The following is a 20,064-nucleotide window of genomic DNA, read 5'->3' as shown; positions in this document are numbered from 1 at the left end:
CGTCGCGGCTCCCCCGGGGCGTCAGTCCACGTGCCCGGCGGGCTGCGCAAGGGCGCTCGTCGTGCCGCGCGCCACCACCACGACCGGCGGGCTGGCGACGGATCCGCTCGCCGACTCGGCGATCTCGCTCAGGAGCTCCTGGCCGGTCAGCATGCCGATCACCTGCACGTCGTGCGAGACCGCCGAGAGCGGCGGCTCGCTCAGCTGGCACTGCGCGGAGTCGTCCCAGGCCAGCAGCGACATCGCGCCCGGCACGTCGAGGCCGAGCTGACGGGCCGCGTCGAGCGCGCCGATCGCCATCAGGTCGCTGTCCAGGATCACCGCGGTCGCCGGCTGCGACTCCGCCGCCAGCGAGCGCAGCGCGCGGCCGCCGGACTCTCGCGAGTAGTCGCCCGAGCGCTCGACCGCTTCGATCCCCCGGTCGGCGCACTCCCGGAGGAAGCACTCGCGCCGGATCCGCGTGTGCAGCAGCTCCTCCGGCCCGCCGACGTGCGCGATCCGCTCATGGCCGAGATCGGCGAGGAACTGCACCGCGTCGCGCATCGCGTCGTCGTCGTTCGTCCAGACCGCCCGCAGCTCCCGCGCCGCGGAGGGCGGGCCGACGATCACCGCGGGCAGCCCGAGCTCGCGCACCAGCGCCGGCCGCGGGTCGTCCACCTCCAGGTCGACGAGCACGACGCCGTCGACCTCGCCGTCGCGGGCCCAGCGCCGGTAGGTCTCGATCTCGGCGTCGCGGTCGGGCAGCACGTTCAGCAGCACCGAGTGCCCGGCCGGGCGGACCGCGTGCTCGACCCCCGCGATGAACTCGTGGAAGTAGGGCTCGGCGCCCATGATCTCGGTGGCGCGGACGAGGGCGAGCCCGAGGGGCCGCGGCGGTCTCGGATCGGTCATGGCGGCTCTCTCTCGGACGGGCGGTACCAGCGTAGGCGCGGGCGCGGGCCGCGGCCCCCGGTCCCGTACGCTGGCGGTCGAGCGGTGAGGAGCAGGCATGGCGCGTCGTGAGGCGACCCCCGCGGCCCCGGGCAGCCGCGCCCTCGTCGTCGACCTGATCCGCTCCTCCGGGCCGATCAGCCGCGTCGAGCTCACCTCGGCGACCGGCCTGACCCAGCCGTCGATCTCGCTGATCGTGCGGAAGCTGCTCACCGACGGCATCGTCCGCGAGACGGGCTCCACCGCCAGCGGCGGCAAGCCGCGGCAGATGCTCGAGATCAACACCCGGGCGCGGATCGGCGTCGGCGTCCAGCTCGGCTTCGAGTCGATCACCTTCGTGGCGACGGACGCCGGCGGCGGCGTGCTCGCGCGCCAGCAGATCCGCGGCGCGGCCCTCGCGGCCCCGGAGGAGGTCACCCGGCGGATCGTCGACGGCTACGCCGCGTTCGTCCGCGGCACCGGCCTCGACCGCCGCACGATCGCCGGTGTCGCGGTCGTCGCCCCCGGCCCCATCGACCAGGCCGCCGGCCGTATCCTCGGCCCGCCCACCCTGCAGGGCTGGCGCGACTTCCCGCTGCGCGAGGAGCTCGGTGCCGGCTTCGGCATCCCGATCCTGCTCGACAACGACGCGGCGGCCGCCGCCATCGGCGAGTTCTGGAGCCGCGGCGTCTCGCGGCACGAGACCTTCGGCAGCATCTACGTCGGCACCGGGATCGGCGCCGGCATCGTGCTCGACGGCGCGCTCTTCCGCGGAGCCAGCTCCAACGCCGCCGAGATCGGCCACATCACCATCGCCCCGGGCGGCCGCGAGTGCTTCTGCGGCAACATCGGCTGCTTGGAGCGCTACGCGGCGCCCTCCGTCGTGGTCGAGGACGCGGGAGCGGATCGCGGCTCGTTCGCCGACCTCGACCTCACCTTCGAGGTGGAGCAGAACGCCCGCGACTTCGACGTGCTGAGCCTCGCCGCGATCAACGGCCACCCCGCCGCGGAGGCGCTGCTGCAGCGATCCGCCGGGCACCTCGCCGACGGCGCCGTCACCCTCGCCAACCTGTTCGACCTCGACGCGCTCGTCCTCACCGGCCCCGGAGTCGCGATCGCCGGCTCGATCTACACGCGGGCGCTGCGCTCCCGGCTCGAGGGCCGCCGGTTCGCCCGCCGCGCGCACCCGATCAGCGTCGAGCTGTCGGCGAACCCGCGCGACGCCGCGGCGATCGGCGCCTCCTCCCTCGTGCTGCAGAGCACGCTCTCGCCCGGCCACGGGCCCGTGCTGCACCAGCCCGAATGACCGAGGTCGTGACTCCGGGGGGCAACGTGCGCGGCCGGGTGCTGGAGACGCCGGACGGCGCGGTGCACGCCTTCCTCGGCGTGCCGTACCTGCGGGTGGCCGAGCGCTTCCGGCCCGGCGCGGCGGTGGAGCCGTGGGCGGGGATGCGCCCGGCGATCTCGCGCGGACCTGTCGCGCCGCAGCCGTTCGCCGACGCGCCCGTCTCCGAGCGCGACTCCCTGCACCTGAACATCTGGACGCCCGATCCCGCCGCCCGCGACCTGCCCGTGCTCGTCTGGGTGCACGGCGGCCTGCACATCGTCGGATCGAACGCGGAGCCGCTCTCCGACGGCGCGCGCCTCGCCGCCGCGGGCCGGATGATCGTCGTCTCGGTGAATCACCGCCTCGGCGCGCTCGGGCTGCTGACCCTCGAGCACGTCCTCGGCGCCGAGTACGCCGACTCCGCGAACCTCGCCCTGCTCGACGTGATCGGCGCGCTCCGCTGGGTGCGCTCGGGCATCGCCGCGTTCGGCGGGGACCCGTCGCGGGTGACGCTCGCCGGCCAGTCCGCGGGAGCGGTGCTGGTCTCGGCGCTGCTCGCCGCGCCCGCTGCCGACGGTCTGTTCCAGCGGGCGGTGCTGCAGAGCGGGAACCCGGAGCGGATCGGCACGCGGACCTTCGGCGAGGGCGTCACCGCCGAGCTGCTCGCGCTCCTGGGGCTCGAGGACGACCCGTCGCGGCTGCTCACGCTGCCGTGGGAGGAGGTGGTCGCCGCCCAGCAGCGGCTGATCGAGCGCCGCTCGGCCGGCCACCCGAACCCGACGCCCGCCTTCCGGCCGAGCCTCGACGGCCGCGTGCTGCCCGCGGCGCCGGTGGACGCGGTCGCCGCCGGAGCGTCCTCGACGGTGGACCTGATCGTCGGCACGAACGTGAACGAGGGCTCCGGCTTCGTCGACCCCGGCGGCCCGGACCCGTCGCCGGACCTCCTCGAGCGCGAGCTGGCGCTGCTCCTGCCGCAGTGGCCCTCGTCACGCGGCAGCCGGACGGAGGCGTTCGCCGCCGCCCTCCGCGCCGACCTCGGCCGCGAGACCTCCCCGGCCGAGCAGCTCGAGGCCTGCCTCGCCGAGACGATCTACCGGCAGCCCAGCCAGCGCCTCCTCGACGCCCGCGCCGACGCCACCGGCTCCACCCGCGCGTACCTCTTCACCTGGGAGCAGCCCGCCGCCGCCGGCGCTCGGCGGTCCGGCCACTCCCTCGAGCTGCCCTTCCTCTTCCGTCACGTCGACGACTCGGACCTCGCCCGCGACGAGGTCGGCGACGCCGCCCCCGCCTCCCTCCGCGACGCCCTCACCCGCCACTGGTCCGCCTTCGCCGCCACCGGCGCCCCCGGTCCCGACTGGCCCGAGTACGCCCCGACCCGCGCGACCCTCCTCCTCGCGGAGTCCCCCCGCGTCGCCCACGCCCCAGGAGACGCCGTCCGCCGCCTCACGGCGTCGTCCCGCCCGCCGACCCCCTGACCCCGCCCGCCGGACCCCCTCCCTCTCCAGAAGTTGTCGTACCCGAGCACCCACTACGACAACTTCTGCGCACCCGAGGCCGCGCGCCTCCCCGCCGCCGCCCTCACTCTCCAGAAGTCGTCGTACCGGACCACCTACTACGACGACTTCTGCGGAGCGCAGGGGCCGGAGCCGTGCGCCCGCCACTACTCCACCGTGTCGATCACGTCGATCCGCCAGCGGCCGTCGAAGACGAGGCTGATCCGCACGCGGTGGATCAGATCCTTCTCCTCGGTGCTGCGGAACGTCTCCTTGCCGTTGGCGAGGACGCGGATGCCCGTCGTGTCCAGGAGCGCCCCGACGACGGCGTCGGAGCTCGAGTACGACAGCAGTTCCACCTCTGAGACGACCATGCTCCCGACCTGCCTCACCTTGCCCCGCGAGTACCACCGAGCATCCGAGTCGAGATCAGGGAAGAGCTTCTCGGTCACCGCCTCGGCCAGCTCCTCCGGAACGCTCCGGGTGTAGCCCCGCTGGGCCCATTCGTCGTAGGCGGTCACGAACGCCCGCACGGCCTCGACCGGTCCGACTTCCTCGATGCACACAGCTCCGTCCCTCCTCTTCTTCTCCTCGACGAGGAGACGTGACGAGGGTGCCGGAGTCCGAGGACGAGCTGCCGACGCAGGCGCGGAATCCTCGCCGAGGGCTCCGAGCAGAGATCACCTCGTGAGTGGGGAACTCCATGCTGACCAGGAGAGGCCACCTCGTCAGTGCGGGGAACTCCATGCTGATCGAGTAGCCCGCACAGCGGGCGTATCGAGATCCACCACCGTCAGAAGGACGAGTCTGCAGACCCGCCCTTCTGGTGACGGCGGGTCTCGATACGCCGCTGCGCGGCTACTCGACCAGCATGAGGCGGGCGGCTGACGGAAGGGCGACGTAGCCTCCGGCTGCTCCCCCTCTCCTGCTGATCGAGTAGCCCTCGCAGAGGGCGTATCGAGATCCACCCGCGCCAGAAGAGGAGTCCGAGATCGCCGCCGACGCTCTCGCGACCACGCGCAGCCCGCTCACCGACCGCGAGCTCGACGTCCTGAGCGCCGGCTCCCGCGGCGAGACCACCGGCGAGATCGGCAGGGCGCTGCACCTCTCCGCGGGCACCGTGCGCCACCACGTCTCGTCGATCCTGCGCAAGCTCGACGTCGACACCCGTCAGCGCGCCGTGATCGAGGCCCACAAGATCGGCTGGATCTGACGCCTGAGCCCGGCACGACCCCGTCCGATCTGCAGGCGATCCGCCCCTCCCGCCCTCGCGCCGGTAAGCGGCTTCCCCGCCGAATCACCTGCACAACGGACGAGCACCTGCACAACGGAGGAGCACTTGCACGCCGGCCCAGCACCCTTCCGGAGGCGTGCTGTCCGATGTGCAGGCGATCACGCCGGCACGAGACGCACGGACGCGGCGGAAATGGCGTTCCCGCGCGGATCGCCGGCAGATCGAACCGGCGCCGCGTCAGAGCGCGACGACCACGCTCTTCAGCTCGCAGAACGAGCGCAGCGCCTCCTCGCCCAGGTCGCGCCCCATCCCGGACTCCCCCACGCCGCCGAACGACAGCGCCGGGTCGAACAGGTTGTACGTGTTGACCCACACCGTGCCCGCGCGCAGCCGCCGCCCCATCCGGTGCGCCCGCGCCAGGTCGTTCGTCCACACCCCGGCGGCGAGCCCGTAGGTCTGGTCGTTGGCGAGGGCCACCGCCTCGTCCTCGTCCTCGAAGGGGATGATGCCGACGACCGGGCCGAAGATCTCCTCGCGCGCGATGGTCATCGTGTTCGTGACGCCGGTGAACAGCGTCGGCTCGACGTAGTAGCCCGGCCGGTCCGGCACGCCGCCGCCCACCGCGACGACCGCGCCCTCCGCCTCGCCCTGCGCGATGTAGCCGAGCACCTGCTGCCGCTGCTCCTCGGACACCAGCGGCCCGACGGTCACGCCGCCGGCCAGCCCGTCGCCGAGCGCGACCTTCCGCACCGCCGCGGTCAGGCGCTCCGTCGCCTCCTCGAGGATCGAGCGCTGCACCAGCAGCCGGCTGCCCGCCGTGCACATCTGGCCGGAGTGGCCGAACGACGCCCGCATCGCGGTCAGCACCACGGCGTCCAGGTCCGCGTCCTCGAACACGATGTTCGGGCTCTTGCCGCCCAGTTCCAGAGTCAAGCGGGTGAAGTCCTCGCTCGCGGCGCGCATCACCTTCCGGCCGACCTCGGTGCTGCCGGTGAAGGAGACCTTGCTGACCAGCGGGTGCTCGGTGAGCGCCGCGCCGACCCGGCCGTCGCCGGTGAGCACGTTGACGACTCCCGCGGGAACGCCCGCCTCCTCGCAGAGGGCCGCGAGGCGCAGCATCGTCAGCGGAGTCTGCTCCGCCGGCTTCACCACCACGGTGCAGCCCGCGGCGAGCGCCGGCGCCAGCTTGAAGCTCGCCGTCATGATCGGGAAGTTCCACGGCAGGATCAGCGCCGCCACTCCCACCGGCTCGAGCGTCGTGTAGACGTGGTGCTGCGCGTCGACGGGCACGACCGTGCCGGTCAGCCGCGAGGGGGCGCCCGCGTAGTAGCGGAAGACGCGGGCCGAGGTCGCGGTGTCGGCGCGGGAGCGCTCGATCGGCTTGCCGTTGTCGCGGGTCTCGAGCACCGCGAGCTCCTCGAGGCGCTCCTCGATGAGGTCGGCCACGCGGTTCAGGATGCGGCTGCGGTCGTGCGGGCTCATCCCGCTCCAGCGCGCGTCGTCGTGTGCGCGGCGGGCGGCGGTGACGGCCGCCTCGATCTCGGCGGGGCCGGCCTGCGGGACGCGGGTGAGCAGCTCCTCCGTGGCGGGGTCGACGACGTCGAGCAGCTCGGCGCCCTCGGGAGCGAGCCACGCGCCGTCGACGAGGAAGGGCTCGATCGGCGCGAGGGGGGCGAGGGTGTCTCTCATGGGGTCTGCGTCTCTCTCGTCGGGGGGGCCGGGTCGGGGCCGGAGTCGTCGGGGCCGGAGGGGGCGGTGAGGGCCGGTCGGATCAGTGCCGGTCGAGCAGCCGGGCGGGCTCCTCGACGCTCATCCGCAGCAGCACGTCGTCGGCGACGCCGAGCGCGCGGAGCCCCGGCAGGACGCGCGCGCCGAGGTGGTCGAAGCCGTGCCCGCCGAAGCGGCGCAGCTGGCCCTTCGTCCAGGTGCTGTGGCCGAGCACCCAGCGGATGCCGGGGTCGGTGCCGAGCAGCTCCAGCAGCGCGTCCAGGCGCTGCGGGTCGCTCGCGTTGCGGATCCGGCCGACGTGCGCGCCCTCGTTGCCGAAGCAGAGCTCGAGCACGGCGCCGGCCTGACCGAGGTCGCGGAGGTAGGGCAGGTCGAGGAACTCGTCGACGGTGCTGAAGACCACGCGGTCGGGATCGACTCCCTCGGCGACGACGTGCGCGAGCACCTCGAGTCCGTTGCGGGCGTCGGCAGCGAGCCGGACGGTGATCGCCGAGCCGGTGGCGGCGGCCGCGCGGGCCGCGGCGGTGAGGCTGATCCGCTCCTGCTCCCCCTCGGGAGTCGCGAAGGCGCCGGTCGTGCCCATCAGGCCGAGCAGTCCGGCGCGGTAGGAGGTGCCGGGGACGCTCTCCGTCAGCGCCCGCGTGAACAGCGCGGTGCGGCCGTCGACGTCGAGCGCGAGGTACCACTCGGGCAGCAGGCGAGGGAGGTAGGCGCCGTAGCCGGCCACGAGCGCGACGCCGGCGCGCTCGGACAGCTCGGGGAACCGCGTGCGATCGGGGCCGAAGCCGAGCGAGCTGAGGTCGACGGCGAGGGCGAGTCCCGCGGCGGCTCCCGCGCGGAGCTCGTCGGCGAGCAGCTCGACGTCGTCGAGGCGGAGGTTGTCGGCGAGCGCGAGCTGGCTCCAGCGCATGGCGGCGGCGAGCTCGGCGGTGACGGGGGCGTCGGGATCGAGCGCCTCGACGCCGGGCCGCTGCAGCGCGCTCGCGTCGGTCAGCAGGTGCTCGTGCATCGAGACGACGCCGAGCGACGCCGCCTCGATCGGGCCGAGGACCGTCTGGATCGCCATGCAACGCCTCTCCGCGCGGCACGCTGCCGCTGGATCCAATATAGAGCGGTATGGATCCAGATGCGACGTGTCGGTACTCTCCCAGGGTGCGCTCGCGATCCCTGAGTAGAATCGCAGACAGCAAGGGGAGTACTCCCGACTGCGGTGAGCCCGTCATGACGGATGCGAATGAGCGTCCCGGGCCATCGGCTCCGCCACCACCTCCAAGAGGTCGCGGCCGGAGTGGAGGAGACCTTGGTCCCTCATCGACCGACCCTCTTGGAGCACCTCCGTGCAGATCACACCCGTCATCTGGCTGATCACCATCGCCGTGACGATCGCCTTCTTCGTCTACGAGTTCTTCGCGCACGTGCGGAAGCCGCACGAGCCGACCATCGGCGAGTCCGCCCGCTGGTCGGCCTTCTACATCGGCCTCGCGCTGCTGTTCGGTGTCGGCATCGGCTTCGTCGCCGACTGGCGCTACGGCGGCGAGTACTTCGCCGGTTATCTCACCGAGAAGGCGCTGTCTCTCGACAACCTCTTCCTCTTCCTCATCATCATGACCGGCTTCGCGGTGCCGAAGATCTACCAGCAGAAGGTGCTGATGATCGGCATCGTCATCGCGCTGATCATGCGCGGCGGCTTCATCGCGGTCGGCGCGGCCCTGATCGAGAACTTCTCCTGGGTCTTCTACCTCTTCGGCGCCCTGCTCTTCGTGCTGGCCTACCAGCAGATCAAGGGCGACCACGGCGACCCGTCGAACAACGCCTTCATGCGCCTGGTGCGCCGCATCCTCCCCGTCACCGACGAGTACCACGGCGACAAGCTGACCGTGAAGAAGGACGGCCGCCGGTTCGTCACCCCGATGCTGCTGACCATCGTCGCCATCGGCTTCATCGACCTCGTCTTCGCGCTCGACTCGATCCCCGCCATCTACGGCCTGACCAACGAGGCCTACATCGTCTTCACCGCGAACGCCTTCGCGCTGATGGGTCTGCGACAGCTGTTCTTCCTGATCGGCGGACTGCTCGAGCGCCTCGTCTACCTCAGCCAGGGCCTGGCCGTCATCCTCGGCTTCATCGCCGTGAAGCTCGTCTTCCACGCCCTGCACGTCAACGAGGTCCCGTTCATCAACGGCGGCGAGCCCCTGCTCTGGGTCCCCGAGATCCCGATCTGGTTCTCGCTCACCTTCATCGGATCGACGATCGCCGTCGCCACGATCGCCAGCCTCCTGAAGACCCGCGGCGACCGCTCCAGGTCCGACCGCGCCACCGTCCAGGACGCCCCCCTGGAGACCCCGGCCGACGTCCCCTCCCGCCGCGAGCACTGACCCCCGCCGCGAGATGCCACTTGTGCACGCGACACGCCGCAGAAGGCGTGCACAAGTGGCATCTCGCGGCGGCGCGTCAGAGGGTCGGCGTCCAGATGCGCATCGTGGAGGGGCCGCGGTTGGCCCAGCGGTAGTAGGGGTGGAACTCGGCGGTGAAGCGGTCGCCGAGCTCCGCCGGCACGTCGTACGGCCAGGCGGAGGACGCGGCGTCGCGGCGCACGAGCGTCACACTCGCGCCGTCGCCGAGGGCCACCGGCTCCACCCCCGCGTCCACCGCGACGTGCTCGGTATCGACGCCGTCCGGCAGCTCGAGCGACTCCAGCGCCAGCACGAACGGCCCGCGCTCCACCGCCACCTGGCCGCGCACCGCGTCGATCCGCGGGTGCGGCGTCACGAAGCGCGCCGGCATCGGCAGCGACAGCCGCACCACATCGCCGGCCGCGAACGCCCGCCGCACCGTCACCGTCGACAGCCGCGCGTCCACCACCTGCCCGTCCAGCACCGCCGCCCCGCGCGCGAACGGCGGGACCCGCAGCGTCAGCGCGAACTCCGCGTCAGCGAGGATCCGCACGGCGATCTCCCCGTCCTCCGGGTACGCGGTCTCCACCTCGAGCGACACCCCGCCCGTCGTCACCCGGTAGGCGCCGTACTGGTGCAGCTGCACCCCGTCGTCCGTCGCCGTCGCGAAGCTCAGCTCGACGCTCGCGAGCGTCCGCGCCGTGTTCGTCGGGCAGCAGGACACCCAGAACCACGGCGCCCGCAGGCTCGACTGCGCCCGGTCGGTCTCGACGCTCTCGTCCGGCGCCACCCCGTCGACCCGCTGCTGCAGCGTGTTCGTGTAGAAGAAGGCGCGTCCGTCCTCCCGGGTCGCGGGCAGCACCGCGTTCAGCAGCGTCCGCTCCATCAGATCCGCGTAGGCCGCGTCGTCCGAGCGCAGCAGCAGCCGCCACGACAGCATGTTCGACGCGATCGCCGCGCAGGTCTCGGCGTAGGCGCGGTCCGGCGGCAGCTCGTAGTCGGCGCCGAACGCCTCGTCCTGGTGGTGCGAGCCCATCCCGCCGGTCAGATAGGTGCGGCGCGCGACCGTCGCCGCCCACTGCCGCCCCACGGCGGCCTCGAGCTCCGCGTCGCCCGTCTCCACGGCGACGTCGAGCGCCCCCGCCGAGAGGTACAGCGCCCGCACCGCATGCCCGCGCAGCACCTCGGCCGAGCGCACCGGCACGTCGTCCTGGAAGTACTCGGGCCCGAAGGCGATCGCCCCGAGCGTCCCCGTGCCCCGCCGCTCGACGAACAGCCGCGCCTGCTCCAGGTACCGCCCGTCGCCGGTGGCCCGCGCCAGCTCGGCGAGCGCCGGCTCGATCTCGGGGTGCCCGCAGACCGCGACGCGCCCCTCCGCCCCGAAGGCGTCGATCACGTGGTCGGCCAGCCGCCGCGCCACGGCCGGCAGCAGGTCGTCGTGCCCGGTGCGCAGCCGCGCCACGGCCGCCTGGATCAGGTGGCCGAAGCAGTACAGCTCGTGCCCCCACTCCAGATCGGAGTAGCGCGCCCGCTGCCCCGGTCGGCCGAAGCTCGTGTGCAGGTAGCCGTCCTCGTCCTGGGCCCCCGCGACCCGCAGCACCAGCGCCTCATACTGCGCGGCGAGCTCCGGATCGTCGGAGCGGCCCAGCTCCCAGGCCATCGCCTCGAGCAGCTTGTAGACCTCCGAGTCGACGAACTCGATGCCCGCGTGAAGGTCGCCGCCGGCCGCCGAGGAGATCGTGCCGTTCGCCGCGCGGTCGAAGTTGCCGGCCCAGCCGACACGCTCGATCCAGCTCAGGCAGTGGCCGATCACGGCCTCGGCGCCGAGCCGCTGGTAGTGCTGCCAGAAGCCGCCGGTCAGCCGGATCTCGTCCTGGCGCAGCGGCCGGAGCGCGCCGGCGGTCGGGGCGACGGGGCCGCCGAGGGCGACGGTGGTGGTCAGGGTCACGAGGATCTCCTAGGAGGAAGAGGGTCAGTCCTTGACGGCACCGGCGGTGACACCCGCCGAGACGTACCGCTGGGCGACGACGAGGAGGAGGGCGGCCGGGAGCGACGCGACCACGGCGGTCGCCATGATCGAGTTCCACTCCTGGTTGTTGTTGCCGATGTACTTGTAGATGCCGAGGGTGATCGGCTGGAGCTTCCCGCCGCTGTCGAGGGTCGACGCGAAGATGAAGTCCGACCAGGCCCAGAGGAACGCGAAGAGCGACACCGTGACGACGGAGTTGCGGCTGATCGGCATGATCACCGAGGTGAAGGTGCGCCACGCACTCGCGCCGTCCATCCGCGCGGCCTGGGTCAGCTCGTCCGGGATGCCCGACATGAACGCGGTGAAGATCAGCACGCCGAACGGCACCGCGATGGTCGAGTCGGCCACGATCAGGCCGGGGACCGAGTTCAGCAGCCCCAGGTTGAGGTAGATGGCGTAGAAGCCCATCGCCATGATGATCGCCGGGATCATCTGCGCGATCAGCAGGACGAACGAGAGCCCCTGCCCGCCGCGCGGCCGCAGCTTCGCGAGCGAGTACGCCGCCGGAGCGGCGATCGCCACGGTCAGCAGCACCGTGCCCAGGCCCACGATCAGGCTGGTGCCGAGGTAGGGCAGCTGCTCGCTCAGCACGGCCTGGTAGCCGGAGAAGGTGGGCGCGAACGGGAACCAGTCCGGCGGATCCTTCCGCATCGAGCCGGTCTGGGTGAGCGAGACGTTGATCATCCAGTAGACCGGGAACAGCATGATCGCGGTGAGCAGGACGCCCACGAGGGTCAGCCACCAGGGGCGCCGGGCGCTCATGCGTCGGCCTGCTTCCGCTGGACCCGGATGTAGATCAGGCCGAAGACCAGCGCGAGGATGATCAGCAGGTTGCCGACCGCTGCCGCCGGGCCGAAGTCGGGCAGCATCGAGCCGAAGCCGAGCTGGTAGGTCCAGGTCGCCAGGGTCGTCGACGCGTCGGCCGGCCCGCCCTTGGTCATGATCCAGATGATGTCGAACACCTTCAGCGTGTAGACGAGGCCGAGCAGGATCGTGATCGCCGAGACCGGGCGCAGCAGCGGCAAGGTGATCCGCCAGAACTGCTGGGCGCCGGTCGCGCCGTCGAGCGAGGCCGCCTCGTAGAGGTCCTGCGAGATGTTCTGCAGCCCGGAGTAGAGGATCACCAGGTTGAACGGGATGCCGATCCAGATGTTGGCGATCAGCACCGCGATCAGCGAGGTCGACGGCGAGGTCAGCCAGTTGATCTGCCCGATCCTGAACGACTCGAGGAACGCGTTCACGATCCCGGAGTCGCTGTTCAGCATCCACGACCAGGTCGACGCCGACACGATCAGCGGCAGCAGCCACGGCACGAGGAACAGCGCCCGGAGCGTGCTCGCCAGCGGGAAGCGCCGGTAGAAGAAGACCGCCAGCGCCAGCCCCAGCGTGAACTGGAAGACCAGCGACACCCCCGTGAACACCGCGGTGTGCAGCAGCGCGGGGCCGAAGGTCGGGTCGCGGAAGACCTGCACGTAGTTGTCGAACCAGACGAACGGCGCGTTGCCCTGCACGAAGGAGCGGACCGTGTAGTCCTTCAGGCTCAGCTCGAGGTTGCGGTAGAGCGGGAAGGCGTAGAAGACGAGCAGGTAGACGACGAGCGGAGCGAGGAACGCCCACGCTGCGAGCTGCCCGCCCGGCCGCCGCCGCCTCGGCGCCGGGGCTGCGACGGGCGCGACCCCGGGCTCGGCGTCCCGCCGCAGCAACCGCGCCGTCTCCGTGGCCGTCGTCATCGTTCCTCCCGAGTCTGGAGCGCCCCGGGGGCGCCCCACCTGCTGGTCGAGTAGCCCCGCAGGGGCGTATCGAGACCCACCACCGCAAGACCGTCTGGTCTGCAGACCACCCCTCTGACGCCGGCGGATCTCGAGACGCCCGCAGAGCGGGCTCCTCGATCAGCAAGGGGCTCCACGACACTCATCACTGCGTCGCGGACTCGGCCGCCGACTGCGCCGCCTTCAGCGCGTCGGCCGGCGACTGCGAGCCGCTCAGCGCGGTCTGCACCGCGGACCAGAGCTGCTCGGAGATCTTCGGGTACTTCGTCCCGAGGTCGTCCGAGGTGCGCCCCTTCGCGGCCTGGACGGCCTCGACCCAGGGCTCGAGGTCGGCGTTCCCGGCGACCTGCGCCTCCTGCGCGGCGGCCGTCGGCGCGATGTACGACAGCGTGTCATCGGTCGTCACCAGGTTGTCCGTCGAGGTGAGGCACTCGGCGATCGCCGTCGACGTCTCGTAGCGCGCCTCGTCCTTCTGCACGGGCAGGGTGAGGAACTCGCCGCCGGTCGGCGCGGGGGCCGAGCCGCCGTCCTTCGCGGGGATGGTGAGGATGCCGTAGTCGATGCCGGAGGCCTTGGCGTTCGCGAGCTGCCAGGTGCCGTTCTCGCCGAAGGCGTACTCGCCGGTCTCGAACTCCTGCCAGCTGGTGGTCTGGGTGTTGCCGATCACGGAGTTGGGCGCGTAGCCCTTCTCCAGCCAGTCGGTCCAGAGCGAGACCGCGTCCACGGCGGCGTCCGAGTCGAGCTCGGTCAGCTCGGCGCCGGAGCCCCAGAACCAGGGCAGGAACTGGAAGGTGCCCTCCTCGGTGCCGATGCCGGAGAATGTGATGCCCTTGCCGCCCGAGGCGGTGACCTTCTCGAGCGCGGCGGTGAGGCTCGCCCAGTCGGTGATCGACGAGACGTCGACGCCGGCCGTCGCCAGCACGGTCTTGTTGTAGTAGAGCGCGAGGGTGTTCGCCCCGATCGGGACGCCGAAGGTGTCGCCGCCGGCCTCGCCCGCGGCCAGGATGTTGGCGTCGATGTCGCCGGTCTCCAGGCCGTTCTCGGCGGTGGTGGTCAGGATGCCCGACTCGGCGAGCGTGGAGACGACCGGGTTGTCGACGAGCAGGATGTCGGGCGAGCTGCCCTGCTGCCCGGCGAGGAGCGCCTTGTTGGTCAGGTCGGTGGTGTCGTAGCCGGTGCGCTCGACGGTGACGCCGGCCTCGGTGCCGCACGAGTCGATGAGCTTCGCCCAGTCGGACGACTCGTCGAACTGGGGATACGGGTCCCAGAACGTGTAGGTGCCGCCGGCGGCGGAGGTGGAGTCGCCTCCCGAGCCTCCCGCGCAGCCGGTCAGTGCTGCCGCTGCGGTCCCGAGCAGGACGGCGGCGGCGAGGCCCCGAGTGTGCTTCCTCTTCATCGCGGATGTTCCCTTCGTCGTTGACGGGTGGTGGTGCGTGGGGGCCGGACGGTGCGCCGGACCGAAACTACTTTCTGCGGGTTCAAAGTAGACACGGCGGGGAGGCGGCGTCAAGAGATGGCGTGTTTTCGGTGTTTTCGGTTCGCGGGATCCTGTGCGAGGATCGTCCAGGGCGCACCGGCGTCCCGCGGGAGGAGGACGTCATCGCGCCGCGCAAGCCCACGGGCACCATCACGCTGACCGACGTCGCCCGCGAGGCCGGCGTCTCGATCGCCACCGCCTCCAAGGCGCTCAACGGCCGCGATCAGGTCCGCGCCGAGACCCGCCAGAAGGTGCTCGACGCCGCCGCCGCGCTCTCCTTCACGCCGAACCCGTTCGCGCAGGCCCTCAACTCGCGGCGCACCGGCACGATCGGCATGCTCACCAACGATCTCGACAACCGCTTCGTGCTGCCGGTGCTCCTCGGCGCCGAGGACGCGTTCGGCGCCGGCTCCACCTCGGTCTTCCTCTGCGACGCCCGCGGCGACTCGATCCGCGAGCAGCACCACATCAAGAACCTGCTGGCCAAGCGCGTCGACGGCATCGTCGTGCTCGGCCGGACGACCAACCCGCGGCCGTCGATCACCGCGACGATCCCCGTCCCCGTGGTCTACGCCTACGCGCCCTCCGAGGACGAGCGCGACTCGTCCTTCACTCCCGACAACACGCTCGCCGGCGTGCTCGCCGCCCGCCACCTGATCGAGCGCGGGCGCACCCGCATCGCGCTGATCAACGGCGAGCCCAGCTACACCGCCGCCCACGACCGGGCCCGCGGCGTCGAGCGGGCACTGACGGAGGCGGGCCTCCCGCTGGTCGGCGGCGACGTCCTCTACGGCCAGTGGTCGGAGAGCTGGGGCCGCCAGTGCGCCGAGTCGCTGCTCGCCGCGCACCCCGATCTCGACGCCATCATCTGCGCGAGCGACCAGATCGCCCGCGGCGCCCTCGACCACCTGCGCGAGAGCGGGCACCCCGTGCCGCGCGACGTCGCCGTCGTCGGCTTCGACAACTGGGACCTCCTCGTCGAGGCCGCCCGCCCCCCGCTCACCAGTATCGACATGCAGCTCGAGGCCCTCGGCCGCGCCGCCGCCGAGGAGCTCTCCCACGCCATCCACGGCCGCGCGACGCCGGGCGTCCGCTCCATGCCCGTGCGCCTCGTCCCCCGCGAGTCCTCCGGCTGACGCCGGGGGTTCCGCGGGCGATGGTCCGGCGGGCGGGTCTCGATACGCCGCGTCCCGCGGCGAGCGGCCGTCAGCGCTGCGACACCGGCGAGATCACCAGCTCGTCGATGCGGACGTGGGCCGGCGACTCCAGGACGAACTCGACCGCACGGGCGACGTCGTCCGGCGCGAGCATCCGGGCGCGCGCCCGATCGTCCGGGACCTGGGGCCGGTGGCGGAGGAAGTCCGTCGCGACGTCGCCGGGGCAGAGGTGGCAGGCGCGGATCCCCGAGGCGGACTCCTGTGCGTTCAGGGTGCGGGCGATCTCGGCCAGCGCCTTCTTGCTCGCGCTGTACGCGACTCCCGCGACGGGGCTGAAGGCCCAGGCCGAGTAGGAGGAGACGAGCACCACCGCGCCGGCGTGCGCCCGCAGCTCCGGCAGGGCCGCGTCGATGACGCCCACCGGCCCCAGCAGGTTGGTGCGCACGATCTCCTCGAGCTCGCTCATCCGCTGGTCCCCCCAGGTCCGCCGCGGGGAGTTGAGCCCGGCGGACAGGACCAGCGCGTCGATGCGGCCGGCCGCCGCCAGCACCGCGTCCCGGGCGGCGGGCACCGCCTCCCCGTCGCTCACGTCGAGAGGGACGACGACAGCGTCCCCGCCGGCACTCCCGATCCGCTCGGCGACCGCGTCGAGGCGCTCGCGGGACCTGCCGCTGAGCACCACCGTCCAGCCGCGGGCCGCCGCGCGCTCGGCCGACGCCGCTCCGATCCCGGAGCCGGCGCCCGTGATCCAGACGACCTTGCGCGGGTCCTCGGCGTCCATCCGGTACTCCCTCGGTGCTACGGTGACGAAAGAATAATCATACTAATGGAGGTTTCCCGTGCTCATCGATCTCACCGGCCTGGTCGTCGTGGTCACCGGAGGCGGACGCGGCATCGGCCGCGCGATCGTCGACCGCTTCACGGCGGAGGGCGCGCGGGTCGCCGCACTCGATCTGGCCTTCCCCTCCCCCGCCGCGGACGAGGTGCAGCAGCTGGTCTGCGACGTCACGGATCCCGCCTCGGTGCGGACGGCGATCGACGCGGTGGTGGAGCGCTTCGGTCACGTCGACGTCCTGGTGAACAACGCCGGCATCAACGTCGAGGGCAGCATCGAGACCCTCGACCCGTCGCGCTGGGACGCTGCGTTCGACGTGAACGTCCGCGGCACCTTCCTCGTGTCGCAGGCCGTCATCCCGGTGATGAAGGCGCGCGGCCGGGGTCGCATCATCAGCGCCGCCTCGTTCGCGGCGATCGTGCCGAGCATCGGCGCCGCCGCCTACGGAGCGTCGAAGGCGGCCGTCGTGCAGTTCACCCGGGTCCTCGCCGGCGAGCTCGGGCCGTGGGGCATCACCGTCAACGCCTACGCACCGGGGATGATCCCCACCGCGATGAACGGCTTCGCGGACATGCCCGAGGCGGCGAAGGCGCGGCTCCTCGACACGCTGAGCCTGCGCCGCTGGGGCACGCCCGACGACATCGCCGATCTGCTCTGCTTCCTGTCGAGCGACGCGGCGGACTACATCACCGGCACCCTCGTCGACATCAGCGGCGGGAAGCTCGCCACGCAGATCCCCAGCCGCGCCTACGAGGGCCTCGCGCCCCCGGAGTGATCGAGTCCGGCGCCGATCTCCGGTGACCCTCAGCCGGTCGGCGTCGCCCGGATCTCCTCAGCGGTGTCTCGGACGAGCGTGCGTGCCTCGGCCTCCGCACGATCTGCGTCGCCGGCGGCGATCGCCTCCGCGAGCCGCCGATGCTGGTCGACCGCACGATCGGTGGCGGCGGTGAAGGTCGGCACGCCGCTGCCGTACCTGCTGTCGAGCGCGGCCGCGATGGTGCCGAGCAGCTGGGCGAGCACAGCGTTGCCCGACCCCTCGACCAGGATCCGGTGGAAGCTCTGATCGGCGCTCGTGAACCGGGGCAGCGATCGCGCCTCGGCCGCGAGAGCGAGCTCCGCCGCCGCGGCCGACAGCTCCTCGCGCCGAACCGTCCCGCCCCGCGACGCGAAGAGCCGGGCCGCGGCCGGCTCGACCGCCTCGCGCAGCAGGAGGAGCTCCTGCAGCTGCGTCTCCCCGGCCGGCCCTGTGGCCCGCCACTGGATCACGTCGGGATCGAGAAGGTTCCACGAGCTCTCCGGCTGGACCTGCGTCCCCGCGCGCGGCCTCGCTCGGATCATCCCCCGCGCCTCGAGAGCACGGAAGGCCTCGCGCACCACCGTCCGCGACACGTCGTAGCGGCGGCCGATCTCCTCGGGCACGATCTGCGAGTCCGCCGGTCGGACCCCCGACGCGATCTCCCGCCCGAGCCCCTCGGCGACCCGGCGCTGCAGGCGTCTGCCGGAGCCGGAGGCCTCGAGGGCGGAGTCGACGGGCATGATGCGGCTCACGATACCCGCCCGGTCCACGCACCCCTGGCCCGCCGCAGCCTCCTCGATCACCGTGCAGCGCCCCCCGCCGACCGAGCGATCCCGTCGCTCGACCCGGTGCTACGGAGAGCAGGTGATGATCGGCAGCGTGATGCGGATGTCGTCGTTCGCGTCGGTCGTCACGCCTTTCCGCCCCGGAACGACGAAGTGCCAGATGAGCTGCACGGTCCCGGTGGTCTTCGCCACCCACAGCGAGGAGTAGTCGACCAAGGAGAAGTCCGTGGTCAGCTGCACCTTGCCGTACTGGCTCGTATCGGTGCTGTAGTCGGGCGAGACGGCAGCGCCGTCGATCTCGAGTCGGGCGTACTGAGGGCCGCGGGTCGCCGGGGTGAGGCTGTCCGCGTACCTGCCACCGGCTCGATAGAGGAAGGTGTAGGTGGTGCCCGCGACGACCGGCAGCTGCGCCACCCACCAGACGTCCAGGTTGAGCCCTTCGAAGGACCTCGAGTCGTCTTCTTCCTGGTAGTACAAGTAGCGGCCGCCTTCCTCCCTGATGGTGGACGCACCGTGGTCGCCGTAGCCGCTGCTGTAGCGCCGCCACTGCGAGGGGTCGGTGAGGACGGGGCACGCAGCGGGAGACGCCGCTGCAGCCGGAGCCGCCGTCGCCAGGGCGACGACGGGCAGCGTCCAGACCGCCCCGGCGACGAGCGTGCGCCGTTCCACTGCGCCGTGACCGTCGGAGGTCGTCGGGTGTTCGTCGTCGTGCGTCATGAGTGGGTCTCCCGAGGTGTCGAGGTACGACCGCTGTCGCGGCTGACGTCGGCGTACCTGCACACCAAGGTGGTGCCCTCGCACCGCACCAGGCGAATTCCGGGCAGCTGAAGCACAACGATGACGCGTTCACGTCACTGCTGACGGGATCCGTGCCTCCCGACGTCTCGAGCAGTCCAGCCGCCGCTGCGCACGTTCATGCTGGTCGAGTAGCCGCCTCCGGCGGCGTATCGAGACCCGCCACCCCTACTCCGGCATCGAGAAGTCGAACCCCGGCGACACCAGGCAGCTCACCACCGCGTCCTCCGCCGCCGGCAGCAGGAACACGATCAGCGTCGCCGCCGGCCGCTCCCGCACCGAGCCGTCGGCGCCTTCTCCGGCTGGACCTGCGTCCCCGCGCGCGGGCGAGCGCGGATCATCCCGCGGGCCTCGAGAGCGCGGAAGGCCTCGCGCACCGCGGTTCGCGACACGTCGCAGCGGAGGCCGATCTCCTCGGGCACGATCCGGGAGTCCGCCGGTCGGACCCCCGACGCGATCTCGCGCCCGAGCCCCTCGGCCACGCGGCGCTGGAGACGGGTCCCGGAGCCGGCGGCCTCGAGGGCGGAGTCGACGGGCATCGTGCGGCTCACGCTACCGGCGGCACGAGTCCGCGCGACGGCGGATCCACTGCGAGGAGCTCCACAGCCGGACCGGTCCCGCTACGAGCAGGTGATGACCGGCATCGTGACGCGGATGTCGTCGAACCCCAGCCTTTGCGAGCTCCGTTTTCCGGGCACGGTGAAGTGCCAGCGGACGTTGACCGCTCCCGTGGTCTTCGCCACCCACTCGAAGGAGTAGTCGCCCCAGGAGAATTCCTTGCTCAGCTGCACGCCGCTGATCTGGCTCGTATCGGTGCTGTACACGGGTGAGACGACAGCCCCCTCGATTTCGAAGCGAACGGACTGCGGCCCGCGAGCCACGGAAGGGATGCCCCTCGCTGTGTTTCCACCGGCCCGGAACGCGAAGGTGTACGTGGTACCCGTGGTGACCGCCATGTAGGCCCCCAGTGTGACGTCCAAGTCGACTCCCAAGAACCACTTCGCATTGTCCGACCCCTGGCGGAAGAAGACGACGCCGTCCTCCTCCTCGAAGCCGGACGGCCCCTGAGTGCCGTTGCCGTTGTCCAGGCGTCCCCACTGGTAGGCCTCGGCGATGCTCGGGCACACCGCACGAGAGAGAGATGCTGCTGCGGACGGCGCCGCCGTCGCCATGGCGACGACGGGCAGCGTCCAGACCCCGGTGGCGACGAGCGAGCGCCGTCTGACCGCGCGGTCGTCCGCCGAGGTCGTTGCAGTTAGGTCGTCGTGCGTCATGAATGCGTCTCCCAGGGTCGAGGTGCGTCCGCTGTCGCGGCTCGTCTCGGCGCCCGTCCGGGT

Annotated in this window: 19 protein-coding genes; 6 read left to right on the top strand and 13 right to left on the bottom strand. The window is 72.1% G+C overall.

Annotated features, from left to right (window positions below; all coding sequences use genetic code 11):
- Window positions 1-21: 21 nt before the first annotated feature.
- Complete coding sequence (locus tag GTU73_RS01115; RefSeq protein ID WP_160086225.1) at window positions 22-891, bottom strand: substrate-binding domain-containing protein; 870 nt, start codon at window positions 889-891, stop codon at window positions 22-24.
- Between the two features lie 97 nt (window positions 892-988).
- Here GTU73_RS01115 and GTU73_RS01110 point away from each other — a divergent pair, with 97 nt between their 5' ends.
- Window positions 989-2,215, top strand: coding sequence for an ROK family transcriptional regulator (locus GTU73_RS01110; protein ID WP_160086223.1), 1,227 nt, complete (start codon window positions 989-991; stop codon window positions 2,213-2,215).
- Between the two features lie 8 nt (window positions 2,216-2,223).
- Window positions 2,224-3,711, top strand: a complete 1,488-nt coding sequence (locus GTU73_RS01105; RefSeq protein WP_160086221.1) for a carboxylesterase family protein — start codon at window positions 2,224-2,226, stop codon at window positions 3,709-3,711.
- A 185-nt stretch (window positions 3,712-3,896) separates the two neighbouring features.
- Here the strand turns inward: GTU73_RS01105 and GTU73_RS01100 are convergent, their stop codons facing one another.
- Window positions 3,897-4,295 (bottom strand): hypothetical protein, encoded by a 399-nt coding sequence (locus GTU73_RS01100; protein ID WP_160086219.1) that lies wholly within the window; start codon window positions 4,293-4,295, stop codon window positions 3,897-3,899.
- A 425-nt stretch (window positions 4,296-4,720) separates the two neighbouring features.
- Here GTU73_RS01100 and GTU73_RS01095 point away from each other — a divergent pair, with 425 nt between their 5' ends.
- Window positions 4,721-4,942: a LuxR C-terminal-related transcriptional regulator gene (locus GTU73_RS01095; RefSeq protein WP_160091157.1), complete on the top strand. Its 222-nt coding sequence runs from the start codon at window positions 4,721-4,723 to the stop codon at window positions 4,940-4,942.
- A gap of 258 nt (window positions 4,943-5,200) precedes the next feature.
- Here GTU73_RS01095 and GTU73_RS01090 read toward each other — a convergent pair whose 3' ends face one another.
- Entirely contained in the window at window positions 5,201-6,652 is a 1,452-nt protein-coding gene (locus GTU73_RS01090) for an aldehyde dehydrogenase family protein (RefSeq protein WP_160086217.1), read from the bottom strand.
- A gap of 82 nt (window positions 6,653-6,734) precedes the next feature.
- A complete protein-coding gene (locus GTU73_RS01085) occupies window positions 6,735-7,757 on the bottom strand; it encodes a phosphotriesterase (protein ID WP_160086215.1) in 1,023 nt (340 codons plus the stop codon).
- A gap of 271 nt (window positions 7,758-8,028) precedes the next feature.
- Between GTU73_RS01085 and GTU73_RS01080 the strand changes: the two genes are divergently transcribed.
- Complete coding sequence (locus tag GTU73_RS01080) at window positions 8,029-9,066, top strand: TerC family protein (protein WP_160086213.1); 1,038 nt, start codon at window positions 8,029-8,031, stop codon at window positions 9,064-9,066.
- 76 nt (window positions 9,067-9,142) lie between these two features.
- Here the strand turns inward: GTU73_RS01080 and GTU73_RS01075 are convergent, their stop codons facing one another.
- The 4 genes from GTU73_RS01075 to GTU73_RS01060 form a co-directional block, all read right to left on the bottom strand.
- Window positions 9,143-11,032 (bottom strand): beta-L-arabinofuranosidase domain-containing protein, encoded by a 1,890-nt coding sequence (locus tag GTU73_RS01075; protein WP_160086211.1) that lies wholly within the window; start codon window positions 11,030-11,032, stop codon window positions 9,143-9,145.
- A 24-nt stretch (window positions 11,033-11,056) separates the two neighbouring features.
- Window positions 11,057-11,875, bottom strand: a complete 819-nt coding sequence (locus GTU73_RS01070; protein WP_160086209.1) for a carbohydrate ABC transporter permease — start codon at window positions 11,873-11,875, stop codon at window positions 11,057-11,059.
- Complete coding sequence (locus tag GTU73_RS01065) at window positions 11,872-12,843, bottom strand: sugar ABC transporter permease (RefSeq protein ID WP_160086207.1); 972 nt, start codon at window positions 12,841-12,843, stop codon at window positions 11,872-11,874. The genes GTU73_RS01070 and GTU73_RS01065 overlap by 4 nt, the downstream gene beginning before the upstream one ends.
- A gap of 184 nt (window positions 12,844-13,027) precedes the next feature.
- Entirely contained in the window at window positions 13,028-14,278 is a 1,251-nt protein-coding gene (locus GTU73_RS01060; protein ID WP_160086205.1) for an extracellular solute-binding protein, read from the bottom strand.
- A gap of 131 nt (window positions 14,279-14,409) precedes the next feature.
- Between GTU73_RS01060 and GTU73_RS01055 the strand changes: the two genes are divergently transcribed.
- The gene (locus tag GTU73_RS01055; protein ID WP_347877743.1) at window positions 14,410-15,495 is read left to right on the top strand and encodes a LacI family DNA-binding transcriptional regulator; all 1,086 of its coding nucleotides are present in this window, start codon (window positions 14,410-14,412) and stop codon (window positions 15,493-15,495) included.
- A gap of 70 nt (window positions 15,496-15,565) precedes the next feature.
- Here the strand turns inward: GTU73_RS01055 and GTU73_RS01050 are convergent, their stop codons facing one another.
- Window positions 15,566-16,297, bottom strand: a complete 732-nt coding sequence (locus GTU73_RS01050) for an SDR family NAD(P)-dependent oxidoreductase (RefSeq protein ID WP_160086201.1) — start codon at window positions 16,295-16,297, stop codon at window positions 15,566-15,568.
- 58 nt (window positions 16,298-16,355) lie between these two features.
- On the opposite strand from GTU73_RS01050, the gene GTU73_RS01045 reads away from it, so the two are divergent.
- On the top strand, window positions 16,356-17,126 hold the full coding sequence (locus GTU73_RS01045; protein WP_160086199.1) for an SDR family NAD(P)-dependent oxidoreductase: 771 nt from the start codon (window positions 16,356-16,358) through the stop codon (window positions 17,124-17,126).
- A 29-nt stretch (window positions 17,127-17,155) separates the two neighbouring features.
- Here GTU73_RS01045 and GTU73_RS01040 read toward each other — a convergent pair whose 3' ends face one another.
- The 4 genes from GTU73_RS01040 to GTU73_RS01025 all read right to left on the bottom strand — a co-directional run bounded on the left by GTU73_RS01040 (window position 17,156) and on the right by GTU73_RS01025 (window position 20,001).
- Window positions 17,156-17,887: an FCD domain-containing protein gene (locus tag GTU73_RS01040; protein ID WP_160086197.1), complete on the bottom strand. Its 732-nt coding sequence runs from the start codon at window positions 17,885-17,887 to the stop codon at window positions 17,156-17,158.
- A 111-nt stretch (window positions 17,888-17,998) separates the two neighbouring features.
- Window positions 17,999-18,649 (bottom strand): hypothetical protein, encoded by a 651-nt coding sequence (locus GTU73_RS01035; protein WP_160086195.1) that lies wholly within the window; start codon window positions 18,647-18,649, stop codon window positions 17,999-18,001.
- A gap of 246 nt (window positions 18,650-18,895) precedes the next feature.
- Window positions 18,896-19,006: a cupin domain-containing protein gene (locus tag GTU73_RS19155; protein WP_217274799.1), complete on the bottom strand. Its 111-nt coding sequence runs from the start codon at window positions 19,004-19,006 to the stop codon at window positions 18,896-18,898.
- 341 nt (window positions 19,007-19,347) lie between these two features.
- A complete protein-coding gene (locus GTU73_RS01025) occupies window positions 19,348-20,001 on the bottom strand; it encodes a hypothetical protein (RefSeq protein WP_160086191.1) in 654 nt (217 codons plus the stop codon).
- Between the last annotated feature and the right edge of the window lie 63 nt (window positions 20,002-20,064).

The sequence above is a fragment of the Rathayibacter sp. VKM Ac-2804 genome (assembly GCF_009866655.1).
GTDB lineage: Bacteria > Actinomycetota > Actinomycetes > Actinomycetales > Microbacteriaceae > Rathayibacter.
This window is presented reverse-complemented; position numbering and strand designations above follow the sequence as displayed.

Excerpts from the sequence above, each read along its gene's own strand:
- GTU73_RS01115 (WP_160086225.1), bottom strand. The coding sequence starts at position 891 with ATGACCGATCCGAGACCGCCGCGGCCCCTCGGGCTCGCCCTCGTCCGC.
- GTU73_RS01110 (WP_160086223.1), top strand. The coding sequence starts at position 989 with ATGGCGCGTCGTGAGGCGACCCCCGCGGCCCCGGGCAGCCGCGCCCTC.
- GTU73_RS01090 (WP_160086217.1), bottom strand. The coding sequence starts at position 6,652 with ATGAGAGACACCCTCGCCCCCCTCGCGCCGATCGAGCCCTTCCTCGTC.
- GTU73_RS01085 (WP_160086215.1), bottom strand. The coding sequence starts at position 7,757 with ATGGCGATCCAGACGGTCCTCGGCCCGATCGAGGCGGCGTCGCTCGGC.
- GTU73_RS01070 (WP_160086209.1), bottom strand. The coding sequence starts at position 11,875 with ATGAGCGCCCGGCGCCCCTGGTGGCTGACCCTCGTGGGCGTCCTGCTC.
- GTU73_RS01065 (WP_160086207.1), bottom strand. The coding sequence starts at position 12,843 with ATGACGACGGCCACGGAGACGGCGCGGTTGCTGCGGCGGGACGCCGAG.
- GTU73_RS01060 (WP_160086205.1), bottom strand. The coding sequence starts at position 14,278 with ATGAAGAGGAAGCACACTCGGGGCCTCGCCGCCGCCGTCCTGCTCGGG.
- GTU73_RS01050 (WP_160086201.1), bottom strand. The coding sequence starts at position 16,297 with ATGGACGCCGAGGACCCGCGCAAGGTCGTCTGGATCACGGGCGCCGGC.
- GTU73_RS01040 (WP_160086197.1), bottom strand. The coding sequence starts at position 17,887 with ATGCCCGTCGACTCCGCCCTCGAGGCCTCCGGCTCCGGCAGACGCCTG.
- GTU73_RS01035 (WP_160086195.1), bottom strand. The coding sequence starts at position 18,649 with ATGACGCACGACGACGAACACCCGACGACCTCCGACGGTCACGGCGCA.
- GTU73_RS01025 (WP_160086191.1), bottom strand. The coding sequence starts at position 20,001 with ATGACGCACGACGACCTAACTGCAACGACCTCGGCGGACGACCGCGCG.